Annotated in this window: 23 protein-coding genes; 12 read left to right on the top strand and 11 right to left on the bottom strand. The window is 65.6% G+C overall.

The features are described 5' to 3' along the window. Positions 1 to 19 precede the first annotated feature (19 nt). A complete protein-coding gene (locus LCM4577_RS09005; RefSeq protein WP_244508269.1) occupies positions 20 to 2,251 on the bottom strand; it encodes a cation:proton antiporter in 2,232 nt (743 codons plus the stop codon). Positions 2,252 to 2,664: 413 nt separating this feature from the next. On the opposite strand from LCM4577_RS09005, the gene LCM4577_RS09010 reads away from it, so the two are divergent. Together LCM4577_RS09010 and LCM4577_RS09015 are read left to right on the top strand one after the other, a co-directional pair. Beyond that, positions 2,665 to 2,871: a hypothetical protein gene (locus LCM4577_RS09010; protein WP_041009445.1), complete on the top strand. Its 207-nt coding sequence runs from the start codon at positions 2,665 to 2,667 to the stop codon at positions 2,869 to 2,871. Between the two features lie 120 nt (positions 2,872 to 2,991). After that, complete coding sequence (locus LCM4577_RS09015) at positions 2,992 to 3,777, top strand: DUF2270 domain-containing protein (RefSeq protein ID WP_082048951.1); 786 nt, start codon at positions 2,992 to 2,994, stop codon at positions 3,775 to 3,777. A gap of 24 nt (positions 3,778 to 3,801) precedes the next feature. On the opposite strand, the gene LCM4577_RS09020 is transcribed toward LCM4577_RS09015, so the two are convergent. The 5 genes from LCM4577_RS09020 to LCM4577_RS09040 all read right to left on the bottom strand — a co-directional run bounded on the left by LCM4577_RS09020 (position 3,802) and on the right by LCM4577_RS09040 (position 8,444). Continuing rightward, the gene (locus tag LCM4577_RS09020) at positions 3,802 to 5,187 is read right to left on the bottom strand and encodes an amidase (protein ID WP_071070821.1); all 1,386 of its coding nucleotides are present in this window, start codon (positions 5,185 to 5,187) and stop codon (positions 3,802 to 3,804) included. A 97-nt stretch (positions 5,188 to 5,284) separates the two neighbouring features. Beyond that, positions 5,285 to 5,677 carry a carboxymuconolactone decarboxylase family protein gene (locus LCM4577_RS09025; protein WP_371410039.1) on the bottom strand — a complete coding sequence of 131 codons (393 nt, stop codon included), beginning with the start codon at positions 5,675 to 5,677 and terminating at the stop codon, positions 5,285 to 5,287. Between the two features lie 166 nt (positions 5,678 to 5,843). Beyond that, positions 5,844 to 6,809: an RNA polymerase sigma factor gene (locus LCM4577_RS09030; RefSeq protein ID WP_071070826.1), complete on the bottom strand. Its 966-nt coding sequence runs from the start codon at positions 6,807 to 6,809 to the stop codon at positions 5,844 to 5,846. A gap of 74 nt (positions 6,810 to 6,883) precedes the next feature. Further along, positions 6,884 to 7,504 (bottom strand): sulfotransferase family protein, encoded by a 621-nt coding sequence (locus LCM4577_RS09035; RefSeq protein ID WP_071030889.1) that lies wholly within the window; start codon positions 7,502 to 7,504, stop codon positions 6,884 to 6,886. A 40-nt stretch (positions 7,505 to 7,544) separates the two neighbouring features. Next, a complete protein-coding gene (locus LCM4577_RS09040; RefSeq protein WP_071070942.1) occupies positions 7,545 to 8,444 on the bottom strand; it encodes a VOC family protein in 900 nt (299 codons plus the stop codon). Positions 8,445 to 8,590: 146 nt separating this feature from the next. Between LCM4577_RS09040 and LCM4577_RS09045 the strand changes: the two genes are divergently transcribed. Beyond that, the gene (locus LCM4577_RS09045; protein ID WP_071070828.1) at positions 8,591 to 8,890 is read left to right on the top strand and encodes a hypothetical protein; all 300 of its coding nucleotides are present in this window, start codon (positions 8,591 to 8,593) and stop codon (positions 8,888 to 8,890) included. Between the two features lie 204 nt (positions 8,891 to 9,094). Further along, positions 9,095 to 9,397 (top strand): endonuclease domain-containing protein, encoded by a 303-nt coding sequence (locus tag LCM4577_RS09050; protein WP_071070831.1) that lies wholly within the window; start codon positions 9,095 to 9,097, stop codon positions 9,395 to 9,397. Between the two features lie 104 nt (positions 9,398 to 9,501). On the opposite strand, the gene LCM4577_RS09055 is transcribed toward LCM4577_RS09050, so the two are convergent. Both LCM4577_RS09055 and LCM4577_RS09060 read right to left on the bottom strand, forming a co-directional pair. Next, a complete protein-coding gene (locus LCM4577_RS09055) occupies positions 9,502 to 10,332 on the bottom strand; it encodes an aldo/keto reductase (protein WP_071070833.1) in 831 nt (276 codons plus the stop codon). Positions 10,333 to 10,476: 144 nt separating this feature from the next. Continuing rightward, positions 10,477 to 11,073 (bottom strand): TetR/AcrR family transcriptional regulator, encoded by a 597-nt coding sequence (locus LCM4577_RS09060; protein WP_040980590.1) that lies wholly within the window; start codon positions 11,071 to 11,073, stop codon positions 10,477 to 10,479. Positions 11,074 to 11,455: 382 nt separating this feature from the next. On the opposite strand from LCM4577_RS09060, the gene LCM4577_RS09065 reads away from it, so the two are divergent. The 3 genes from LCM4577_RS09065 to LCM4577_RS09075 are packed head-to-tail and all read left to right on the top strand — an operon-like array spanning position 11,456 to position 15,176. Then, the gene (locus LCM4577_RS09065; RefSeq protein ID WP_040981012.1) at positions 11,456 to 11,905 is read left to right on the top strand and encodes a (2Fe-2S)-binding protein; all 450 of its coding nucleotides are present in this window, start codon (positions 11,456 to 11,458) and stop codon (positions 11,903 to 11,905) included. Next, on the top strand, positions 11,902 to 12,885 hold the full coding sequence (locus LCM4577_RS09070; RefSeq protein ID WP_071070835.1) for a xanthine dehydrogenase family protein subunit M: 984 nt from the start codon (positions 11,902 to 11,904) through the stop codon (positions 12,883 to 12,885). The genes LCM4577_RS09065 and LCM4577_RS09070 overlap by 4 nt, the downstream gene beginning before the upstream one ends. Next, positions 12,882 to 15,176: a xanthine dehydrogenase family protein molybdopterin-binding subunit gene (locus tag LCM4577_RS09075; RefSeq protein WP_071070837.1), complete on the top strand. Its 2,295-nt coding sequence runs from the start codon at positions 12,882 to 12,884 to the stop codon at positions 15,174 to 15,176. The genes LCM4577_RS09070 and LCM4577_RS09075 overlap by 4 nt, the downstream gene beginning before the upstream one ends. Before the next feature lie 253 nt (positions 15,177 to 15,429). Here LCM4577_RS09075 and LCM4577_RS09080 read toward each other — a convergent pair whose 3' ends face one another. After that, on the bottom strand, positions 15,430 to 16,440 hold the full coding sequence (locus LCM4577_RS09080; protein ID WP_071070839.1) for an NAD(P)-dependent alcohol dehydrogenase: 1,011 nt from the start codon (positions 16,438 to 16,440) through the stop codon (positions 15,430 to 15,432). 99 nt (positions 16,441 to 16,539) lie between these two features. Between LCM4577_RS09080 and LCM4577_RS09085 the strand changes: the two genes are divergently transcribed. Continuing rightward, complete coding sequence (locus LCM4577_RS09085; protein ID WP_071030881.1) at positions 16,540 to 17,469, top strand: LysR family transcriptional regulator; 930 nt, start codon at positions 16,540 to 16,542, stop codon at positions 17,467 to 17,469. 19 nt (positions 17,470 to 17,488) lie between these two features. Here LCM4577_RS09085 and LCM4577_RS09090 read toward each other — a convergent pair whose 3' ends face one another. Next, the gene (locus LCM4577_RS09090; RefSeq protein ID WP_041009434.1) at positions 17,489 to 17,866 is read right to left on the bottom strand and encodes an SgcJ/EcaC family oxidoreductase; all 378 of its coding nucleotides are present in this window, start codon (positions 17,864 to 17,866) and stop codon (positions 17,489 to 17,491) included. A gap of 139 nt (positions 17,867 to 18,005) precedes the next feature. On the opposite strand from LCM4577_RS09090, the gene LCM4577_RS09095 reads away from it, so the two are divergent. The 4 genes from LCM4577_RS09095 (at position 18,006) to LCM4577_RS09110 (ending at position 20,415) form a co-directional block, all read left to right on the top strand. Continuing rightward, positions 18,006 to 18,215, top strand: coding sequence for a hypothetical protein (locus LCM4577_RS09095; RefSeq protein WP_040980578.1), 210 nt, complete (start codon positions 18,006 to 18,008; stop codon positions 18,213 to 18,215). Positions 18,216 to 18,256: 41 nt separating this feature from the next. After that, positions 18,257 to 18,634, top strand: coding sequence for a VOC family protein (locus LCM4577_RS09100; RefSeq protein ID WP_040980576.1), 378 nt, complete (start codon positions 18,257 to 18,259; stop codon positions 18,632 to 18,634). Positions 18,635 to 18,786: 152 nt separating this feature from the next. Next, positions 18,787 to 19,290: a hypothetical protein gene (locus tag LCM4577_RS09105; RefSeq protein WP_244508261.1), complete on the top strand. Its 504-nt coding sequence runs from the start codon at positions 18,787 to 18,789 to the stop codon at positions 19,288 to 19,290. 282 nt (positions 19,291 to 19,572) lie between these two features. Next, the gene (locus tag LCM4577_RS09110) at positions 19,573 to 20,415 is read left to right on the top strand and encodes a slipin family protein (protein ID WP_071070841.1); all 843 of its coding nucleotides are present in this window, start codon (positions 19,573 to 19,575) and stop codon (positions 20,413 to 20,415) included. A gap of 95 nt (positions 20,416 to 20,510) precedes the next feature. Here LCM4577_RS09110 and LCM4577_RS09115 read toward each other — a convergent pair whose 3' ends face one another. After that, complete coding sequence (locus LCM4577_RS09115) at positions 20,511 to 20,819, bottom strand: hypothetical protein (protein ID WP_082037044.1); 309 nt, start codon at positions 20,817 to 20,819, stop codon at positions 20,511 to 20,513. Between the last annotated feature and the right edge of the window lie 115 nt (positions 20,820 to 20,934).

A 20,934-nucleotide genomic window follows, 5' to 3' on the forward strand; every position in this document is an offset into this window, starting at 1 on the left:
GGGAGATTGAGCGACCGCCTCACCCAGTCCCTGCCCCCGTGCGCACGGCCTCACGGTCGCTCTCGTCGCGCTTCACTCGCTCGTCGGAAATCAGCACCACCGGGCATGGGCTGCGCCGCAGGACGCCCGTCGTCGTCTCGCCGAAGATCAGCTCCTCGCCCTGGCGCCGCGCCACGCCCATGACGATCAACGCCACGTTGCGGCCGGCCTGGCGGGCAATGGCATCGGCGGCGGCGGCCCTCGAGCGGATCGCCGTCTCGATCTCGACGCCATAGCGGTCGGCGAGTGCAACGATATCCTTCAGCACCGCTTCCCGGCGACGGTGCGAGACGGTGTCGCGCGGCTCCTCGCGGCCTGTGCGCGCGACATAGAGCATCTTGACCGGCGCGCCGGTGACGGCGGCTATTGCGAGCGCCAGCTCGGCGCCGCGGCGGGCAATCCCCGTGCCGTTGACCGGCACCAGTATCTTGCCTGAATCCGGGCCGAGCCGAGGAATCTGGCGGCCTGCCGTCGCCGGCTTCAGGACAAGACAAAGCGGACCGTCGAAGGAGCCCGTCACCTCGTTCAGCCGATGCGAGAAAGCGCCCTTGGAGGTGACCGCGCGGCCGAGGCCGACGAGCARCATGCCGTAGCCCTTGCGCGCCTCCTTGGCGACAGCCTCGGCCGAAAGCACTTCGTGCTGGCGGCGCGTGACCGGCGCTTCGCGCACCGGCGTTTCGTCGGATTTCTTGGCCGCCTCGCGACTGTCCTCCGCGCCTTTCTCCATTTCTTCCAGATGCAGGCCTTCCGTCGGCTCGGCATCGATCTCGCCACTGGAATGCAGCACCGTCGTCGGCTTGCCGGCGCCGATGACGCCGGCGAGATAGGCGGCGAAGCGGCCGACCACACCCTCGTCGACCACCACCAGCAGCCGCTCYAGATTGGCGACGAAGCCGCGCTGGTCGATCTCCTCACGCTCCAGCCGCTTCTTTTCCCGCTCGCCGATCGGCAGCCGCCGCAGCGCCCAGCGCAGTGTCGGCGGCATGGCCAAGGTGGTGATGACCGCCATGGTGACGATCATGGTGAAGAGGTTGTGCGACAGCACGCCCATCGACAGGCCGATCGAGGCGACGATCACCTCTGTCGAACCCCGCGCGTTCATGCCGCAGCCCACCGCAATGCCTTCGGCACGGCTCATGCCGGCGACCTCGGCGCCGATGAAGGCGCCGCCGAACTTGCCGATCGAGGCGATCACCACCAGCGCAACCGTAAGCAGTGCAAGCTGCGGGTCGGCCAGCACGGTGAGGTCGGCCGACAGGCCGGCGACGCCGAAGAACACCGGCATGAAAAGCGCGGTGATGATGCCGCGCAACTGCCCCTCGATGTGGCGCGACAGGATCGGCGATTCACCCACCAATATGCCGGCGACGAAGGCGCCGAGCACGGTGTGGACGCCGATCAGGTCGGTGATCAAGGCCATCACGCCCATGATGGCGAGGATGACGGTGACCACCGCATATTCGGAGCGGAAGGTGTCGTTGGTCCAGCGGATGGCGTCAAAGACGATGCGGCGTCCGAGCGTGAAGGAAAACGCCATGAAGAGGGCGACGCCGGCAATGGTGAAGGCCAGGCTGCCGAGCTCGATCTGCCCCCTGGTGGCGATGCCGATGGTGATGGYGATGATCACCCAGCCGATCGTGTCCTCGATGATGGCCGAGGAGACGATGACCTGACCGAGATCGCGACGCATGAAGTTCATGTCGCGCACCACCATGGCGACGATCTTGACCGAGGAGATGGAGAGCGCGGTGCCGAGGAACAGCCCGGCGACGATGYGCTCGCTGCCGGCGGCAAGCAGCGTGGCCGGCATGAACTGGGCGGCGACGAAGCCGAGCGCGAAGGGCACGGCCACGCCGGCGGCCGAGATGGAAAAGCAGGCGCGGCCGACGCGGCGCACGAGCCGCAGATCCGTCTCCATGCCGGTGAGCAACAGCAGCATCAAGACGCCGAGCTGGGCGATGGCGTTGATCATCGATTTCTGCGAAGGGTCGTCGGCAAAGATCAGCCGCTCGGCCGTCGGCCAGACCCAGCCGAGCAGCGAAGGTCCGAGCAGGATGCCGCCGATCAATTGCCCCATCACCGCCGGCTGGCCGAGCGTCTCCAGCACCTCGCCGATGCCGCGGCCGATGACCAGAAGCAGGACCAGCTCAGCGACGAAAATGCCCTCCGAAGACATGCCGGTCTTCTCGGCGGCGAAGGCGACGGCGGGCATCAAGGCAAGCGCCGCACCACCAAGCGCGACCCAGATCCACAGCGACCGCCGCCGATTGAGCATGTTCGACAAATTATGCACCCCTCATTCCTCGCATCGGCACAAACGGTTTGGCCAGAGGATCGGTTGCACGAGGGCCAATCTTCCCCCTTGAGGGGGAGATGGCCGCGAAACGGCCAGAGGGGGTCGTTGCGCGTGAAGCGCCGACATCTTACGCATTTCACCAACTCTGCAAAGAGAAGGCCGGTGCTCGACGTGAGACGGCCCCTCTGTCGCCTTCGGCGACATCTCCCATCGAGGGGGAAGATGCTCGCGCCCCTACAATTCTAATCAAATGCCACCGCCGATCTTTGCTTCCCGGTAAAGCGACTCGACGATGTTGGCCGCCAAGGCGGGGCAATAAGGAGAAGCTAATGAAAAGCGACTTTGCCGCCGCCCACCTCCACCTCGACCGGGCATGCCATTATCTGCGTGGCGACGACGAAACGAGCCGCGCGGCGCTTGCGGCGCTTGACCTTGTGATCGAGGCGGTGGCGGCGGCCCAGCACGCCAAGCCGATGGCCGACGTGCTGCCCTTTCCGCGACGCGCGAATGGCGGTCTTCCCCCGCTTGCATCCTGACCTATCCACCTGAAAAGGCGGGAACATTCTGGCCGGCCGCACGTTGAAGCAGCAGGGGTGTGGCCGGTCGATGTCACGGCGAGGACGGCCGGCCATGGCGGGCGGGAGGCGCATGGCAGAATGTCCCAGACGAAGGTCGCAAAATTCACTGGCTCGGCCGCGGCCCCGAAATCCACCGAGGCGGCTGCACCGGCAAAATCCACCGAGAAGGCCGCACCGCCAAGAGCGTCCGACACGCTGGCGCTGAAGCTTAGTTCCGCCGAATTCACCACGACGCTGTCGCATTTCCACCGCGCCGAGATCGCACGCATGGCTGGGTGGCGCGACCGGCTCGACCGCACCAGCAACTGGGCGATCACCGTGGTGGCAGCGATGCTGTCGGTATCGCTGTCGACGCCCAGCGCGCATCACGGCGTGCTTTTGTTCGCGATGCTGCTCATCACTTTGCTTTTGTGGATCGAGGCGCGGCGCTACCGCTTCTTCGATGTCTACCGCGCTCGCGTGCGGCAGTTCGAGCGCTACTATTTCGCGCAGATTTTTTCGCCGCAGCCGGATTACGCTTCCAACTGGCTCGCCATCCTCGGCGAAGGTCTGCGCTCGCCGCGCTTCCTGATCTCGCAACGCGCGGCGCTGATCCGCCGGCTGCGCCGCAACTATATTTTCATGTACACGATCCTGCTGCTTGCCTGGATCCTGAAGATCACCACGCCGAGCCTCTCGCGCGAAGGCTCGCCCATCGGCTTCGGGGCATCGCTCGTCGACACCTTCAGGGTGGCGACGCTCGGGCCTATCCCGGGCGTCGTCGTCGTGTGCGGTGTGGCCGCCTGCTATCTCGCGCTGCTTGCCGCCGCTTTCCTGATCCGCGCCGATGACGGCGAGCTGTCCTTCGGCGATGTGCATGTATGAACCAAAGCGTCCACGGCTGCGCGATCACAAACCCGGCGGCCTGACGAAACCCTCGGTGAGCCGCACCAGCGCCTTCGCGGTGGCGAGCAGCTTCATGTCCGAATGGCGGCGGCCGACGAATTGCGCGCCGATCGGCAAACCTTCGCGGTCGAACCCGATCGGAATGACAGCGGYCGGGTGACCTGTGAGATTGAAGCGGCAGGTGTGGCTGAGCGCGCTCCAGTAGGACGTCTCGACACCATCGACCGGAATCGGCATCCCCATTTCCTGGTGCTGGAAAGCGGTGCACATCATCGCCGGACAGACCAGCACGTCCCAGTCGTCAAAGAAGCGCTCCCACGCGTAGATGAATTCGTCGCGCTGATTGAGCGCCTCGAGAAAGGCCGATAGCGTAGGAGAATTTTCTTTTGGTGGCTGGAAGACCTGCGAATACCAGGTGATAAAATCCGAAAACAGCGCCCGCTCGGCGGCGAAGTCATGCGGCGGCAGAACCTGACCGACCCGCGCGCCACCGATCTCGATCGCGCCTGCAAAGCCGGCAATCGCCTCGGCAATATCGCGAGCGGTCGGTACGCCGGGGAATTCCGGCGCGAAGGCGACGCGCAGCTGGTCCAGCCGCGGCTCCGGCTCCTCGTCCGTCGCCACGGGCGGCACTTCGGTATCGAGACCGTCAGCGCCGGCGATGATGCGGTGGGCGAGGATGAGGTCGTCGACGCCGCGCGCCAATGGCCCGATGTCGAACAGCAATCGGAAGCTGCGCGGCATGTCGGGCGGATCGGCATAGCTGCCGGTGATCGGCACCGACGATTGCGTCGGCTTGAAACCGCAGATGCCGCATAGATGCGCCGGCACGCGGATCGAGCCACCGGCGTCACTGCCGATATCCAGCGGCGCGAGTCCAGCGGCAACCGCCGCGGCTGCGCCGCCACTGGAACCGCCCGGCGTGCGGGTGACGTCCCAGGGATTGCTGGTGCGGCCGAAGATCGGGTTGAAGGTCTGAAGATCGCGCAGCCGCGGCGGCACGTTGGTCTTGCCTATGATGATCGCGCCGGCCTTGCGCAGCCGAGCCGCGACGGTGCTGTCGGCGGTGGGAATGTAACCGGCCCAGGCCGCCAGCCCGACAGTGGTGCGCATGCCGGCCGTGGCGTGACCGTCCTTCAGTGTGACCGGCACGCCGTGCAGCGGTCCGACCGCTTCGCCGCGCGCAATGGCTTCATCGGCCGCCTTCGCGCCGTCGCGTGCCGCCCTTTCGTCGAGGGTGATGATGGCGTTGAGGAGCGGATTGACGGCGGCGATCCGCTCCAGTTGCGTCTCCATGGCCTCGGCCGCACTGACGCGCCGCTCACGGATCGCTGCCGCCAGCTGGCTAGCGGTGAAGAAGGTGGTGTCGGTGGCAAGGGTAGCGGTCATCTGCGGTTCCACCCTGGTGAGGTAAGACAATGGGGCAGTGAGGCCGCAGGGATCGGCCGTCCGCGGACTTTCCCTACTGCCCCGCTCCCGTCCTGCGCTACTGCCCGCCCATCTCCTTCTTGAACTGGTCGAAATCGACCTGCATGCCGTTGAAGATGGTGCTCCAGTGACGTGTCAGCGCCGCCATGGTTACGGCTTCCTGGATTTCCTCGTCTGTGGCGCCGGCGCGCTTGGCGTCCTGAGTGTCGGACCAGATGCAGTAGCTGCAGGGAATCTGCGCCGCGACCGCGAGCGAGATCAGCGACTTCACCTTCGGCGGCAGTGCCGTCTTGTCGCTGAGCTCGATGGCCTTGACCTCGGCCCAGGCGCCGGGCAGACCGGCTTTCGGGAACTGTTTCACGAAGCTCGGCACGCCGCCCATCGTCGACTGGATGTCCTTCAGCGTCGCATCAAAGTCATCGGCGTGAGCGAGCAATGGAGTAGCGAGCATGGCAAGCGAGCCGAGAACGACGGCGAGGCTCAATCTGAATGCGGAAAAAGCGAACATCGGAATTCCTCCTTGCTTTGGTTGACGCGCCGGTAACCGGCCGCGTGACCCAACAAGGATGATGTGGCGCATCGAAAAGTTCGCCGGGTGGGCGAACCTCACGAAAATGTCATTCCTCGATCCGTTGTGGCCGTTCGGAGGTGTGGATGCGCATCAGACGTACCTGGCGCTCGCCGTGGACCAGGACGACGGCGAAGCTCGGCGGGCAATGGAACGGATTCTCGGGCGGATTGACGAAGTCGCCCTCGAGTACGGTGACGTTGGCGCTGGCCAATGCCCGCACCGGCTCATGGCGAACACCGGCGCCGACATCCTCGTCGATGGCCTCGCCGAAGAGGTGACGCCCGATGCCACGCGGCCCGCCGGCAAAGGCAATGTCGAGGTCCTTGGCATAGTGCTCAAGCACACGCTCCTTGCCGCCATGCTGCAGCGAGCGGTATTCTTCGGTGTAGAAGGCCAGCCGCTCCGCCACGAGCTTCTGATGTGCTCTGTCGGGCAGACCGGCCGATGCCAGCAGCAGCTCCGAAAGCCTGATCTTGGCTTCGGACAGCCGGCTGCGCACGGTGCCAACCGGCACGCCCAGAATGGCGGCAATCTGCTCATAGCCTGGCGAGCTGCCGAAATAGCGCAGCATCACCGTGGCGCGCTGCATTTCCGGCAAATGCGCAAGCGCCGCCCATACCCAATCGCGCAGGTCGCGGCTTTCAATCCGGCTCTCGATGCGCTCCTCGTCGGCAAGTTCGCGAAAGGCACGCTCGGTTTCGGCCGGCCCGGCACGGGGACGGCGACGGCGCAGCGCCATCAGGCAGTGGTTCCTCAAGATCGAATGCAGCCAACCGCCGACGGCGGCGGGATCACGCAGGCTGTGCAAACGGGCAAGCGCGGTAAGAAACGTATCGTGGACGGCGTCCTCGGCATCGCCGGTGTAGCCTAGCATAGACAAGGCGATGGCATGGAGTTGCGGGCGATAGCGCTCGAACAAAAGGCCGAAACCATGTGCTTCGCCAAAGCGCGCCGCTGTCACCAGAGCCGCATCGAGTTGGCTCTCGGAGAGATTAAAACCAGCTTGTCCCATAAGTTGTCCCCTGCCCTGATCGCATCGCAAAGGACAGGATGCGGTGAAAGAGCGGAAAGTTCGGATGCCTCCGTTCATCGATTCGAGCTTGCCTCATTCAACGACAGCGCCGACCGGAACTCCTGCGTGGTGTTGCGGGCGGGATAGGGTTCGTCCGGCACGGGAACCCCGAGATGGGCGCAAAGCGGCGCCCAGCCGTCGCCGAGCTTGTGGACCAGAAGGCGCTCCGCCGGCACCGTATTCAGCACGGCCTCGACATTGGCCTCATAGACCGCGATCGCGCGCGTGCGATCCTGTGGGCATCCCCCGAAGACTTGGTTGGCGACGAGCGCGATGCCCAGCGACTCCTGGTCCGTGCTGCCGATGATCGCGGGCAGAATGGTCCTTTCGAAACTCTCCCACCAGCTTTCGGGCGAGCGCCAGGTGAGAATGACGCGCGCCTGCGGATAGACTTCGATCAGCTCACGCCAGTAGAACGCCGAGGGCCAGTCGACGCAGGATTTGTATCCGGCGAAGAGTTGGGCCCAGTCGGGCGCCCCGCCCCTGGCCAGCGCCCGCCAAAGCCGCTTCTGCTCCGCATGCGCCATCACCTCAGACATATGATGGCAAGGACCGAAGCCGAGCATGGTCAGTGCCTCGCGCATCGAATCCGTGCCCGTCCGGCCGAAGCCGGTTCCAATCACCATCAGCGACATTTCCCCCTCCTCTGCTTCTCCTCATCTTCAAACGCTGCGGTCAATCTCCGTGGACCACGAAACGCAAGCGGTTGCCTTCCGGATCGCCGCTCGAGATGACACGACCGTCCCTTTTCGCTGGTATGTCGGCCGCCTCGAGCCTCCGCTCGACGGCGGCGAGTTCCTGCGCCGAGCCAAGTTCGATGGTGAAATGGTCAAGACCGGCGGCATTCGGCGGCGGCTCGCGCAGCTCGTCGCGCGCCCAGATGTTGAAGGCCACCATATGGGCTCGGCGCTCGGTGCCGCAGTCGAACATGCCGAAGGTCCGGGACTGGATATGCGGCCGGAAGCCGAGCACGCCGAGATAGAATTTCATCAGCATCTCCGGCGCGCGGGCACGCAAATGGATATGGCCGATAAAGGCATCCCGCGCCATCTTCGGCTCGACATGGCCGGAATTGCCGAGGTCGCGCAACAGGCCCGACACGTCCAGCGGCTCGAGCCCCGAATGCGCGCCGCCGTCGGCGGCGATCAACGCCACGCGGCCGCTGGGCGATACTTCTTGGCGCAGCAAGYGTTCCGGCGTGTCGAAGCAGATCTCGATGCCGTTGCCGGATGGGTCGGAGACGTAGAGCGATTCCGAAACAAGGTGGTCCTGGGCGCTGTACCGCAAGCCAGATGCCTTGAGACGGGCGGCCGTATGCGCCAGATCGCGGCGGCTGGTGACGTGGATGGCGACATGAAAGAGACCGCGCGCCTTCTGCGGCAGCGGCGTCTCCGCGCCGGCATGGAGCACGATCAGCGTCCGTCCGCCGGCGCCAAGTCCCGCCATGACGGCGTCCTCGCCAAGCAGCGCCAACCCAAGGACGTCGCGCCAGACATTCAGGGCCGCCGGCACATCGGTCACCCTGAGATGGACCGGCCCGAGACGGGTCAATGGAGACAGCAATCCTTCATCCATCGTCGTCTGTCCGATTGYGGCCAAGGGCATATTAGCTGTTAATGAAACAACTGTCGCGCTCCAAGTTCGGGTTGACCCCTTCCCAGCGGGCGGCGACTATTGCGACGGCCGGTTTTTCTGGACTTGGTTCAGCAGGAGGAGATCGCATGGACGAAACCGAGCAGTGGCGCAACATGGCGAGCGCGCCGCGGGACGGCAGCCGCATCCTGGTGACGGTGCGCTCGTCCGAACAGGGACCGGCCGAGGTCGACATGGCCTATTGGTCGCGCGCCGACCAGTTCGGAGAGGAGGGCTGGCGGGCGTCGGACTCCTCGCCTGGCCGCATCGTCGAATATGCCGAGCCGGAGTTGCGATGCTGGATGCCGCTGCCCACCGCCGGACGCGGGTCAATGCCGACGCCGTGGGAAGGCGATGACGTGCCGCTGGTGGATGGCGAGGGGATTTAGGCGGCCTCCCGGCGGTTGGCGAAAGCCGACACGACGTCTAATCTCCCCCCAAGTGGGCCCAAGTGGGGAGATGTCCGGCAGGACAGAGGGGGGCGCCGTAGAGTAAAGACCTCGGCGAACACCGTCAGGTTCAAACGGCTCCAGCGATGACCCAGACGCCTCTGCCGCCACGACACCGGGCCAATGCAAAGTCGATGCGTCGTCATGACCGATGCCGAACTGAAGCTCCGGAACGAGCTTCGCGCACACCGATTGATGGGACTTTGTTTCCGTAGGCAGTATCCGATAGCGGGCTATATCGTCGACTTCGTTTGCCCGGAGAAAAGGCTTCTTATCGAGATCGACGGCTCGCAGCATGGCGATGGCCGTGTTGCCGAAGYTGATGCGCTGCGGACGAGACGTCTCGAAGAGGATGGCTGGGCCGTCTTGCGGTTCTGGAACGACGATGTGATCCGCGACATCGACAATGTCTGCCAGCACATTGTTATCGTCTCTGGAGTTGGCTGATCCGACCTGAGAGGCTGGCGGGACAGCGCCCCCCTCTGTCCTGCCGGACATCTCCCCCTAGGGGGAGATTGGCAGCTTCGATGCCGGCTCCCCCTATCAGAGCGCTAAAACAAAAACGCCGCCGTCGCCGGATCAGGTCCGGTGCGGCCGTCGGCGGAATCCAGGCCACGGATGGTCTGCATGTCGTTCGCGTCGAGCTCGAAGTCGAAGACATTGAAATTGCCGGCGATGCGCTCCTGGTGGATCGACTTCGGGATGACGATCAGCCCTTCCTGCAAATGCCAGCGGATGATCACCTGCGCCACCGACTTGCCGTGCTTCTTCGCCAGCGTCTCCAGCGTCGGGTCGGAAAGCAGCCGGCCGCTGCCCAGCGGGCTCCAGCTTTCGATGTGGATGTTGTGCTTCTTGTGGAAGTCGCGCTTGTCGCGCTGCTGGAAGCGCGGGTGCAGTTCGATCTGGTTGACGACGGGCGTCACGCCGGTCTCGCCGATGATGCGCTCCAGATGGTCCTGGTTGAAGTTCGAGACGCCGACCGACTTGATGCGCCCGGCCTTCTGCAGCTCGACCAGCGTCTTCCAGGCCTCGACATATTTATTCTGGCTGGGCACGGGCCAGTGGATGAGGAAGAGGTCGACCTGATCGATACCGAGCTTCCGCATCGTGTCGTCGAAGGCGCGCAGCGCTGCATCACGCTGGTGCGCGCCGTTGCGCAGCTTGGAGGTGATGAAGAGTTCGGATCGCGGCACGCCGGCGGCGCGGATCGCCTCGCCAACGCCTTCCTCGTTGCGATAACCCTCGGCGGTATCGATCAGGCGGTAGCCGGCCTCGATCCCCCAGCCCACGACTTCTAACGTGATATCCGGATCGACCTGCCACACGCCGAGCCCGATCTGCGGGACGGTCGAGCCGTCGTTGAGTTTGAGCTGTTCGGGCATGGAAGGTTCCTTTTGGGAGGGAGGTGGTGCCGACTATGTAGGCCGCAGGGCGAGGAATGCCAGTCGGGAGATGTTGGCGGAACAGCACCCCCTCTGGCCTGCCGGCCATCTCCCTGCAAGGCGGAGATCGGCAGCTTCGGCGCCTCAGCCTCTCGCCCCGAACCGCAGCCCGTCCATCAAGAGCTTCACCAGCCGTCCCGAACGCTCGCGCCAGTCGGGCGTGTTGGGCGCGGAGTAGATGCCGCCCAGCGCGTGCATCACATCGGAGGCATCGACATCGGCGCGGATCTTCCCTGAGGCGGCGGCCGCCTCGATAAGGCCGCGCATGGCGCCCGAGACGCGGCCGGAGGTGTCGGAGAACAGCGTCGAGTTGGTGGTGAGCAGGACCCGCAGGCTGGTGGCAAGGCCTCGCTTGGTGGCGATGTAGTCGACGAAGCGCTGCATCCAGAGTTCCAGCGCGACATCGGCCGGGTGCTCGTTGGCGAGCTCCTCGGCCGCATGGCAGAGCCCTTCCACCTCGCGACGGTAGACCACTTCGACCAGATGCTCGCGCGTCGGAAAATGGCGGTAGAGCGTGCCGATGCCGACCCCTGCCCGCCTGGCGATCTCCTCCAGGGAGGCATCGACGCCGTCGCTCGCAAACATTTGCGCCGCCACTTCGACCAGCCTGTCGCGGTTGCGCTGCGCGTCCGCGCGCAACGGCCTTTGGGCCGGCGCGTCACGCGTCGCTTCAGTGGTCATTTCGGGCTCGGGCACTTTTTTCTCCACCAACACGATATGGGGGGTTGAACCATGGCTGGCCAGACCCCAACTAAACAAACGGAGGCACCTCCGCTTTAGTGGAGTGCTTTATCATATAACCAAGGAAAGCGGTATGTCACGTGCTGATGAGAACGTGATCTCCCCCCAAGCGCGGGCGATTAGCTGTCCCCACGCCTTGCCCCTCTCCTCGCAAGTTCCATTTCCATCCTAGCGTCCAGCAATCGGAGCCCGACGCCCCATGACAAGTGAAATCCACACAGGCCAGACCATCATCGATCCTCCCGAAGACGGCCATTTCAGGAATGGCGTTGCCACCAACGGCTTAACCCCCAGCCCCACCACCCTTTCCCTCCATCTCACCATCAACGGCCGCGACCATGCGCTCGAGATCGAGCCGCGCGTGACTCTGCTCGACGCGCTGCGCGAGCGGCTTGCGCTGACCGGCACCAAGAAGGGCTGCGACCAGGGCCAGTGCGGCGCCTGCACCGTCCATGTCGACGGCGAGCGCGTRCTCGCCTGCCTGACGCTGGCCGCCCAGGTCGAGGGCCGCTCGATCACGACCATCGAGGGGCTCGCCGACGAGGACGGCACGCTGCACGCCGTGCAAGCCGCCTTCCTCGAGCAGGATGCCTTCCAGTGCGGCTACTGCACGCCGGGACAGATCATGTCGGCGGTGGCCTGCATCCGCGAAGGCCATGCCGGCTCCGACGAGGAAATCCGCGAATACATGGCCGGGAACCTGTGCCGCTGCGGCGCCTATCCGCACATCGTCGCCGCCGTCCGCCAGGCCGCCCAGGAGCTACGCCCATGAGAGATTTTTCCTACCTTCGCGCCGATAGCATCGAGGCCGCGCGCAACGCCGCCGCCCTTCCCGGCGCCATGCTTCTTGCCGGCGGCACGACGCTGATCGACCTCGCCAAATGCGGCGTCGCCGAACCCGCCACCGTCATCGACATCAGCCACATCGAAGGGCTGAACGCCGTCGATGTTACCGCCGACCGCGCCCTGATCGGCGCGCTCGCGAAGATGAGCCATGTCGCCGACCATGCCGAAGTGAAGAGCTTGTTTCCGGCGGTCTCGGAAGCGCTTTGGCAGGCTGCGTCGGCGCAATTGCGCAACATGGCGACCATCGGCGGCAACCTGATGCAGCGCACGCGCTGCCCCTATTTCCGCGATCCCACCAATTTCCCGGCCTGCAACAAGCGCTCGCCCGGCAGCGGCTGCTCGGCGATCGGCGGCGTGACGCGCGGCCATGCGGTGCTTGGCACCAGCGAGGCCTGCATCGCCACCTATCCGGGCGATCTCGCCGTCGCGCTCGTCGCCTTCGACGCCGAGGTCGATCTCGGCGAGCGCAAGCTCAAGGTCGAGGACTTCTTCCTCGCGCCCGGCGCGACGGCCGAACAGGAGCACGATATCCGCCCCGGCGAGGTGATCACGGCCATCGAAATCCCCGGCTCGGCCGCGGCCAGGCGCTCGACCTATCTGAAAGCCCGCGACCGTCAATCCTACGAATTCGCGGCGGCAAGCGCAGCGGTCGGGCTGGAGCTCGAAGGCGACGGCCGCACCGTCCGCGACATCCGCGTCGCGCTCGGCGGCGTCGCGACGAAGCCGTGGCGGGCGCGCGCCGTCGAGGACGCGCTGAAGGGTAAAGCGCTTGACGAAGCGACGATCCGCGAGGCGAGCGAGCTCGCCATGGAAGGCGCCGTCGACCATGGCGCCAACCACTACAAGATCGCATTGGCGCCGCGCGTGATCGCGCGCGCCATCCTCAAATTGGGAGAGACGGCATGACCGTTCATGACATGAAACACGCAGCGTCGGACAGCGCGCGCCTCGAAGCGGTCGGCGGACGCCTGTCGCGCGTCGACGGCCCCGCCAAGATCACCGGCGCGGCGCATTACGCCTTCGAGCAGCAGCTCGAAGGGTTGACGCATGCGGTGCTGGTCGGCGCAACCATCGCCGCAGGCAAGGTGACGGCGATCGACACGCGCGCGGCAGAGACCGCGCCGGGCGTGCTTGCCGTGCTGACGCCCGACACCATCATGGCGCTGAAGGGGGCGTCGGACTGGTTCGGCAACCCGCCGGCGCTGTCGACCTACTGCCCTCTCGCCCGCGAGGTCACTTTTTCCGGCCAGCATGTCGCGGCGGTGGTGGCCGAGACCTTCGAGCAGGCGGTGGCGGCTGCCGCACTCGTCAAGGTCTGGTACGACGAGACGCCTGCCATCGTCGACTTGAGCGACGGCAAGGCCGGCGACGGCATCCCGATAGACGCCATGACCAAGGAATGGGGCGACGCGCAAGCCGCCTTCGCCGCGGCACCCGTGCGCATCTGCGCGGCCTACAACACGCCGCGTGAGTTCCAGGCGGCGATGGAGCCGCATGGGCTGATCGCGCGCTGGGAAGGCGACGAACTGACCATCTGGGAGCCCAGCCAATGGCTCGATGGCATGGCGCGCACCTATGCCGAATGGTTCAGTGTGCCGTTCGAGAATGTGCGGCTGGTCTCGCCCTATATCGGCGGCGGTTTTGGCTCCAAGGCGCTCGCCCTCGCCCACAGCGCGGTGGCGGCGGCGGCAGCCAGGATGCTCGGACGGCCGGTGAAGCTGGTGCTCAACCGCCCGCAGAATTTCACGTCCTATGGCGGCCGCGCGGCGACGAGACAAACAGTGGCGATCGGTGCCGACAGGGACGGCAAGATCCAGTCGATCGTGCATCGCGGCGTCAATGAGACGGCCGTCGACGGCATGTGGGTCGAGCCGCTCGGCTCCGTCACCTCGATCATGTACGCCACGCCCAACTTCTCCTCGAAGCAGAATGTGGTGCGGGTCAACACGGTGGTGCCGGGCGCCAAGCGCGCGCCGGGCGAGAACCCGAGCGCCTTCGGTATCGAATGCGCCATCGACGAGCTCGCTTATGAGCTTGGGCTGGATCCGCTGGAGATGCGGCTGATCAACTATGCCGAACAGGACCCGCACGCGAAGAAGGCGTGGTCGACGCGCCAGTTGCGCGAGGCCTTTGCCGCCGGCGCAGAGGCCTTCGGCTGGGCGAAGCGCAGCAATGCGCCGCGTTCGATGCGCGAGGACCGCCAGCTCATCGGCTGGGGCGTCGCCGCAGGCACTTATCCGGTGCGGCGCGCGCATGGCGAGGCGGTGGTGAATATCCTCGCCGACGGTTCGGTCGAGGTCGAAAGCTCCTCCATCGACATGGGCCAGGGCACCTACACGATCCTGGCGCAGACCGCCGCCGAGACGCTCGGCGTGCCGGTTAGCCAAGTGTCGGTGAAGCTGGGGGATTCCCACTTCGCCCGTGCCGGCGTCACCGGCGGCTCGCGGCTGGCCGGCGTCATGACAGGCGCCGTCCACAAGGCGGCGGGCCAGGCGCTGGACGAGCTGATCGGGCTGGCGCTTTCCGACCCGCGCTCGCCGTTCCATCGGCTGCAGGCGAACACGCTTGTCGTGAAGGACGGCCGCATCGCATCGCCGCGCGGCGAAGGGCCAGAGCTGTCGATCGCCGAACTCATGAGCGTCGTCGGCCGCGAGCGGATCGAGGCCAAGGGCGACACGCTGCCGGCCAGCACGACCCCGGAGGAGCGCTACGCGAACTATACGACCATCGCCAAGTCGATCCCACACACCGAGGGCGACTATTCACGCCATTCCTGGTGCGCGCATTTCGTCGAGGTGCGCGTCGACGAGGACTTCGGCACGGTGCGCGTGTCGCGCGTCATCTCGRCGCTGGATTCGGGCCGGCTCTACAACCCCAAGCTGGCGGAGAGCCAGTGGAAGGGCGGCATCATCATGGRCATCGGCCAGGCGCTGCTCGAGGAAGGCATCGTCGACCGCCGCCATGGCCGCATCGTCAACGGCAATTTCGCCGATTATATGCTGCCGACCAATGCCGACATTCCCGACATCCAGACGATCTCGGTCGGCATCCCCGACCCGCACTCCTCCGCCCTCGGCGGCAAGGGCGTTGGCGAACTCGGCATCGTCGGGGTTGCGCCGGCGATCGCCAACGCGGTGTTCCACGCGACGGGGAAGCGGGTGCGGGATCTGCCGATTACCTTGGAGAAGCTGATTTAGGGAGCACTGTCGGCTGAGCGCGTAATCTCCCCCCTTGTGGGGGAGATGGCCGGCAGGCCAGAGGGGGGCGCTGTCCCGCCGGCGTCCTAAGGCTTGGGTTCCTCGCCTCCGCCGAAGGCGGGGAGAGATGTCAGCGAAGCGGCGGAGAGGGGGCCTTCGTAGGGCGCTCCCCCTCTCCGTCTCGGCTTCGCCGAGCCACCTCTCCCCCACTTCGTGGGGGCGAGGAAACTACGTCTTGCGACGTCTGCCCTTCCTACCAATCCAGCCCGAACACCAGCTTGCCGAAATGCAGGCCGCCGGCGGCCATGTGGGTATACGCTTCCGTCGCCTCTTCTTGCGAAAACACCTTGTCGACTACCGGCTCGATCTGGGCGGCGCCAATGGCGCGGGCGGCGTCGCGCAGGTCGGACACCGATCCGGTGTTGTTGCCCACCACCTTCAGCGCCTTGATGATAATCGGCAGCAGGTTGACCGTTGCCTCGGGGCCGGTGAYGAAGCCGATGGTGAACAGCGTGCCGCCGGGGGCGGTGGCGTTGACCGCTCGGGCAAAGGTGGCGGTGCCGCCGGTCTCGACGATAAGGTCGGCGCCGAGGCCATCGGTCAATTCCAGCACCTTGCCGTCCCAGTCCGGCGTCGAGCGGTAGTTGATCAGGTGATCGGCGCCGAGCGCCTTGGCCCGCTCCAGCTTCTCGTCCGAAGACGAGGTGATGATCACGGTGGCGCCGGCCGCCTTGGCGAGTTGCAGCGTGAAGATCGAAACCCCGCCGGTGCCGAGCAGCACGACGACCGATCCCGGCCCGACATCGGCGGCGCGGATCGCGTTCCAGGCGGTGGTGCCGGCGATGGGCAGCGTCGAGGCCGCCTCGAAGGAAAGATGGGCCGGCACCGGCACGACCGAATTGGCCGGCAGCGCGACATATTCGGCGAGCGATCCGGGCAGCGAGATGCCGCGCATCTGCGTCATCTCAAAGGGGCGCGGCCGCCCGCCGATCCAGCGCGGCTTGGCATGGGCGAGAACGCGGTCGCCGACAGCGAACCGAGTGACGCCCTCGCCGAGCGCGACGATCTCGCCGGCGCCGTCGGCCACGGGTATGAGCGGGAAAACCGGTCCGGGATAGTTGCCGCTCGCCACAGCGATATCGACGAAATTCAGGCTCGCTGCGCGTTGGCGGATCAGCACCTCGCCGCGCTGCGGTTCGGGGGTGGCGACACTTGCGGCGCGGAAGGCGTCGAGCCTGGGCTGGCTGAGTTCAATGGCTTTCATGGGGTTCACTCCGGATGTGGTCGATTGACGGTTGAGTGAATCTATCTGCTGCGCTACAGCTCGATAATTATCGGCTTTTGCATTTTAGTGTTGCAAATCATGCAGCAATCCCATGAACCCGCCGCCCTTGCCGAAATGGCCGCCTTCGCGGCCGTAGCCGAGGCGCGTTCCTTCACCCGGGCGGCGGCAAGAGTCGGGCGCGACGCGACCATCCTGTCGCGCCGCCTGCAATCGCTGGAGGAGCGGCTAGGGGTGCGGCTGTTGCACCGCACGACGCGCAGCGTGTCGCTGACCGAGGCGGGCGCGGAATTCCTGGTCCGCGTGCGCGCCATCCTGGCCTCCGTCAACGAGGCTGAAGCCGCCGCCTCCGCCCATGCCGGCGGCCGGCCGCGCGGGCTGCTCAGGCTGGCGCTGCCCGGCACGTTTGGGCGCATGTGGATAGCACCGTTCCTGCCGCAGTTCCTCGCCGAGTTCCCGGATCTGCGCATCGAAGCAGAGTTCTCCAACCGCTTCGCCGATCTTGTCGCGGAGAATTTCGACGTTGCCGTCCGGCTGGGCAGCCTGGAGGATTCACGCCTGGTGGCGCGCAAGGTAGCGACGCGGCGCCGGCTTCTCTGCGCCGCCCCGTCCTACCTCGCCCGAAGGGGCAGGCCGGAGACACCGCAGGCGCTGCTCGAGCATTCCTGCCTCGGCTTCACCGGCTTTCAGACCTTTCCTGCCTGGGAGATGACCGACCGCCAGGGCCGGCGCGTGCGCGTCGAGGTTTCGGGACCGCTGGTCAGCGACGACGCCGAGGTGCTGGTCGAGGCCGCCGTGCAGGGCGTCGGCCTAATGATGAGCACCGACTGGCTGGTCGGACGCGAGCTCGCCAGCGGCCGACTGGTGCCGATCCTGGAAGACTGGACGCTGGCCGACGAGGGCGCGGTCTATGTCGTCACGCCCTCGGCCAAGGGCCAGGCCGCCAAGACCCGCGCCTTCGCCGACTGGATCGGCAAGCGATTGTCGCCCGAGCCGCCCTGGCGGCGGTGAGGATCGCGGCAAACCCGCGCTACCCGGCCAGCAAGTTTGCATCCCGCGCCAGCCGCCAGCGCCCGTCCCGCTCCTTGCGCAGCAGCGTCAGCGTGTAGCCGGAGCGCTGCACCGGCTCACCGCCCGGCGGCGTCGCCGTCATGTCGATGCGGTTGCGGATATAGGCCCAGTCGCCGAGAAGCTTCAGCTCGACGATCTCGCTCACGCCGTCGACCTTTGTCTTGCCCATGCCTTCGAAGGCGGCGGCGAAGGCTTGCTTGCCGAACGGCTCCTTTCCGGGAACCATGAAGACGACGTCGTCCGTCATCAGCGCGAGCACGGTCTCCAGATCGCCCTTGCGGCTCGCAACCATCCATGTCTCGACCACCTGTCGGATCGCGGCCTCGTCGTCGGTCATTGCCTGGCTCCTTGCAGTTCTACGGCGGTTGGTTCGCTCAACAGGTGGCGCGGCTGCCGCCGCCGACAATGCCTGGGGACGGAACCCGCCGTCCCTCGCCCGCGTTTGCAACGGATCACTGCACGCATGGAGACGGACGATGGCAAGCGCAGCCGACCGCGATCCGCGGCACCACACGCAGAAAATGCAGAAAGCCTTCCAGGAGATTCAGGATCACCTGCGGGAAGACATCACGAAGGTCGATGAACCCCAGTTGAAGGCGATGTTCGAAACGTCGGCGGAGGTCCTGGGCGGCCTGATCAAGGCATTCAGGGACTATGAGCAAAAAAACGAGGCAGCCTGGCGGTAAGCCCACTAGACTGGCCCGTCCGTTCACGCAAAAGGCAAGCTATGTCCACGACTGTAAATGTCCGCTACATGGTCAACGATGTCGATGAAGCCTTAGCCTGGTACACGAAGCATCTGGGCTTCACGCAGCTTTCCAACCATGCGCCAGCATTCGCAGATGTCACGAGGGGAGCGCTTCGGCTACTCCTCAGCGGTCCGACCAGTTCGGCGGGCCGGCCGATGCCCGATGGCGAGCGGCCAAGCCCCGGCGGCTGGAACCGCATTCACCTGATCGTCGAGGATATTGCGGCGGAGGTTGCCCGGCTGCGGGCAGCGGGCCTCAGCTTCCGCAATGAAATCGTGACGGGACCGGGCGGCTCGCAGATCCTGCTTGTCGATCCTTCCGGCAATCTGGTGGAACTGTTCCAGCCGGCCAAGTGAGCGCAATTTGGCGTGGGGCGAGCGACAGATCACTCCGCCCGCACCAGATTCCGCTTTGATTGGCGAAACGAGCCTATAGGTGTCGCCGCCATAAAGGCTATCGCCAGGCTTTTTGTTTTGTATGATCCGGCAACACCACGCGGAGAAGGATCATGCGACGCATCCCGGCAGAACTCGTCCTTGCATTTTTCCTCCCCGCCGCATTGCCGGTCGCCTTCCCTGCTTATGCCGCGTCTTGCGCCTGGTCCGCCAAGATGGAGGAGGACGAAGGCGGCAGCGTGATGATGGCTTCGGTCTGCAGCGGACGGCAGGGCGACGCGCATCTGATGCTCGCCTGTTTCGGCAAGCCGGTGCTGAGCTACGATCCGGGCGCCGCCGGCGGGCAGCTCGAGCCCGGCATTAGCGCGGATTTCACCTTCAAGGCCGGCGGCAAGAGCCTGACCAAAAAACTCGAGCTCGAGGCGATGTATAACTACTTCACGACCGAGCTCTCCGGCCCCGCCGACCCGCTGCTGGCGCTCCTGCGCGGCAAGGGCGAGGTGATGGTCTCGGCCGATAAATACGGCGTGGCGAGCTTCCCCCTGAAAGGCTCAGGTGCTGCGATCGGCAAGGTGCTGGCCGAATGTGGCAAGGGTTCTGGGGGCGAAGCGGATTGAGGCGTGGCRCCGATCTCCCCTTGAGGGGGAGAAAACGATTTCAGCATCTTAGCGAAGCGACAAGCCCGCTCGCAAATGCAGGAAAATGGGGGAGATTGAGCCCATGGYGAACCTCTCGCTCCGCACCATATAACTCCGTGCCGGCGATGATTGTCCTCGCGACAAGCGTGATCGATCCCACAGATGCCGGCCAGGCAGTCCATCCCGGGCCGCCGACGCTCCTCGCGAGGCCCGTTGCGGCATCGCGCGACCTGCAACCGGCCGCGACAAGGAGCCATTTTGATGAATCCGATCACCCTTTTCCTCACCGCCGTCTTCGCGCTCGTCGGCGTCGGCATCGGCGCGCTGGCCGGGCCGTGGGCGGGCGCGCCTTTCTTCGTCATCGCGGTACTGATCGCCGCCTCGCTGAAGATGGCCAACACCTGGCAGAGATTCGTCGTGCTGCGCGCCGGCAACCTGCTCGGCGTGCGCGGCCCCGGCCTGTTCATGATCGTCCCCGTCCTCGATAACGTCGTGGCCGTCATCGACCAGCGCATCCAGACCACCGCCTTCAACGCAGAGGAGGCGTTGACCAAGGATACGGTGCCGGTCAATGTCGATGCGGTCATCTTCTGGCATGTGCATGATGCGCGCCAGGCGGCGCTTGAAATCACCAACTACCGCGAAGCGATCGACCGCGTGGCGCAGACCTCGCTGCGCGAGATGATCGGCTCCTCGATGCTGTCCTCGATGCTGTCTAACCGCAAGGCGGCGGATGAGCATCTGCGCGACGTCATCGGCGCCAAGACGGCACAATGGGGCATCACGGTGATGTCGGTCGAGATCCGTGACGTCGCGATTCCCGTCGCGCTGCAGGACGCCATGTCGCGCCAGGCGCAGGCCGAGCGCGAGAAGGAAGCTCGCGTCATCCTCGGTTCGGCGGAGGCGGAAGTCGCAGCCAAATTCGTCGAGGCCGCCACCACCTATGCCGACCATCCGGCCGCGCTTCAGCTGCGCGCCATGAACATCATCTATGAGACGACCAAGGAACGCGGCGCCACCATCCTGATTCCGACCGGCCTGGTGGACAGCCTCAACCCGGCGGCCGCCCTGGTTCAGACCGGCGTGCTCAAAAGCGCTGCGTAAAGAAACTACGGGACCTCCATTCGGCATGAAAAATCCGGTCCGGCTTGAGCATCATTGCCCACGTGCAGGACCGGATTTTTACGATACGCGGTATCTTAATAGTCGGAGCCGCTCTCGACGACTACCGGACGATGATGATGCCGGTGAATGGAACTTGTGACGACGACCGTATCGTCACGGCGGTGATGGCGGTGACGCCAGGCGCGCTCGCCATTGTCATAGAAGGCGACGGTGCCGTGACGGCGATGATGCAGGCGGTGGCCCTCGTCATTGATGACGACTGTCGGCCGGTGGTGATAGTAATGCCGGTGATGTGTCCTGATCACGACATCGGCCTCCGCCGCCGAGGCGACGGCGGGCGCGGCGACACAGAGTGCCAAAGCAGCAAGAAGCACTGTTTTCATTGCTCTATTCCTCAATCCTGAATTGTCCCTTCGCCGGATTAAACCGCTGTTCGCCGCTTTGGTTCCGGGCGGTTGTGCGCCCCGACCCCCGCTCTTATGCGAGCGAGCCGGTGCG

The organism is Mesorhizobium sp. LCM 4577, assembly GCF_001854795.2.
Lineage (GTDB): Bacteria > Pseudomonadota > Alphaproteobacteria > Rhizobiales > Rhizobiaceae > Mesorhizobium > Mesorhizobium plurifarium.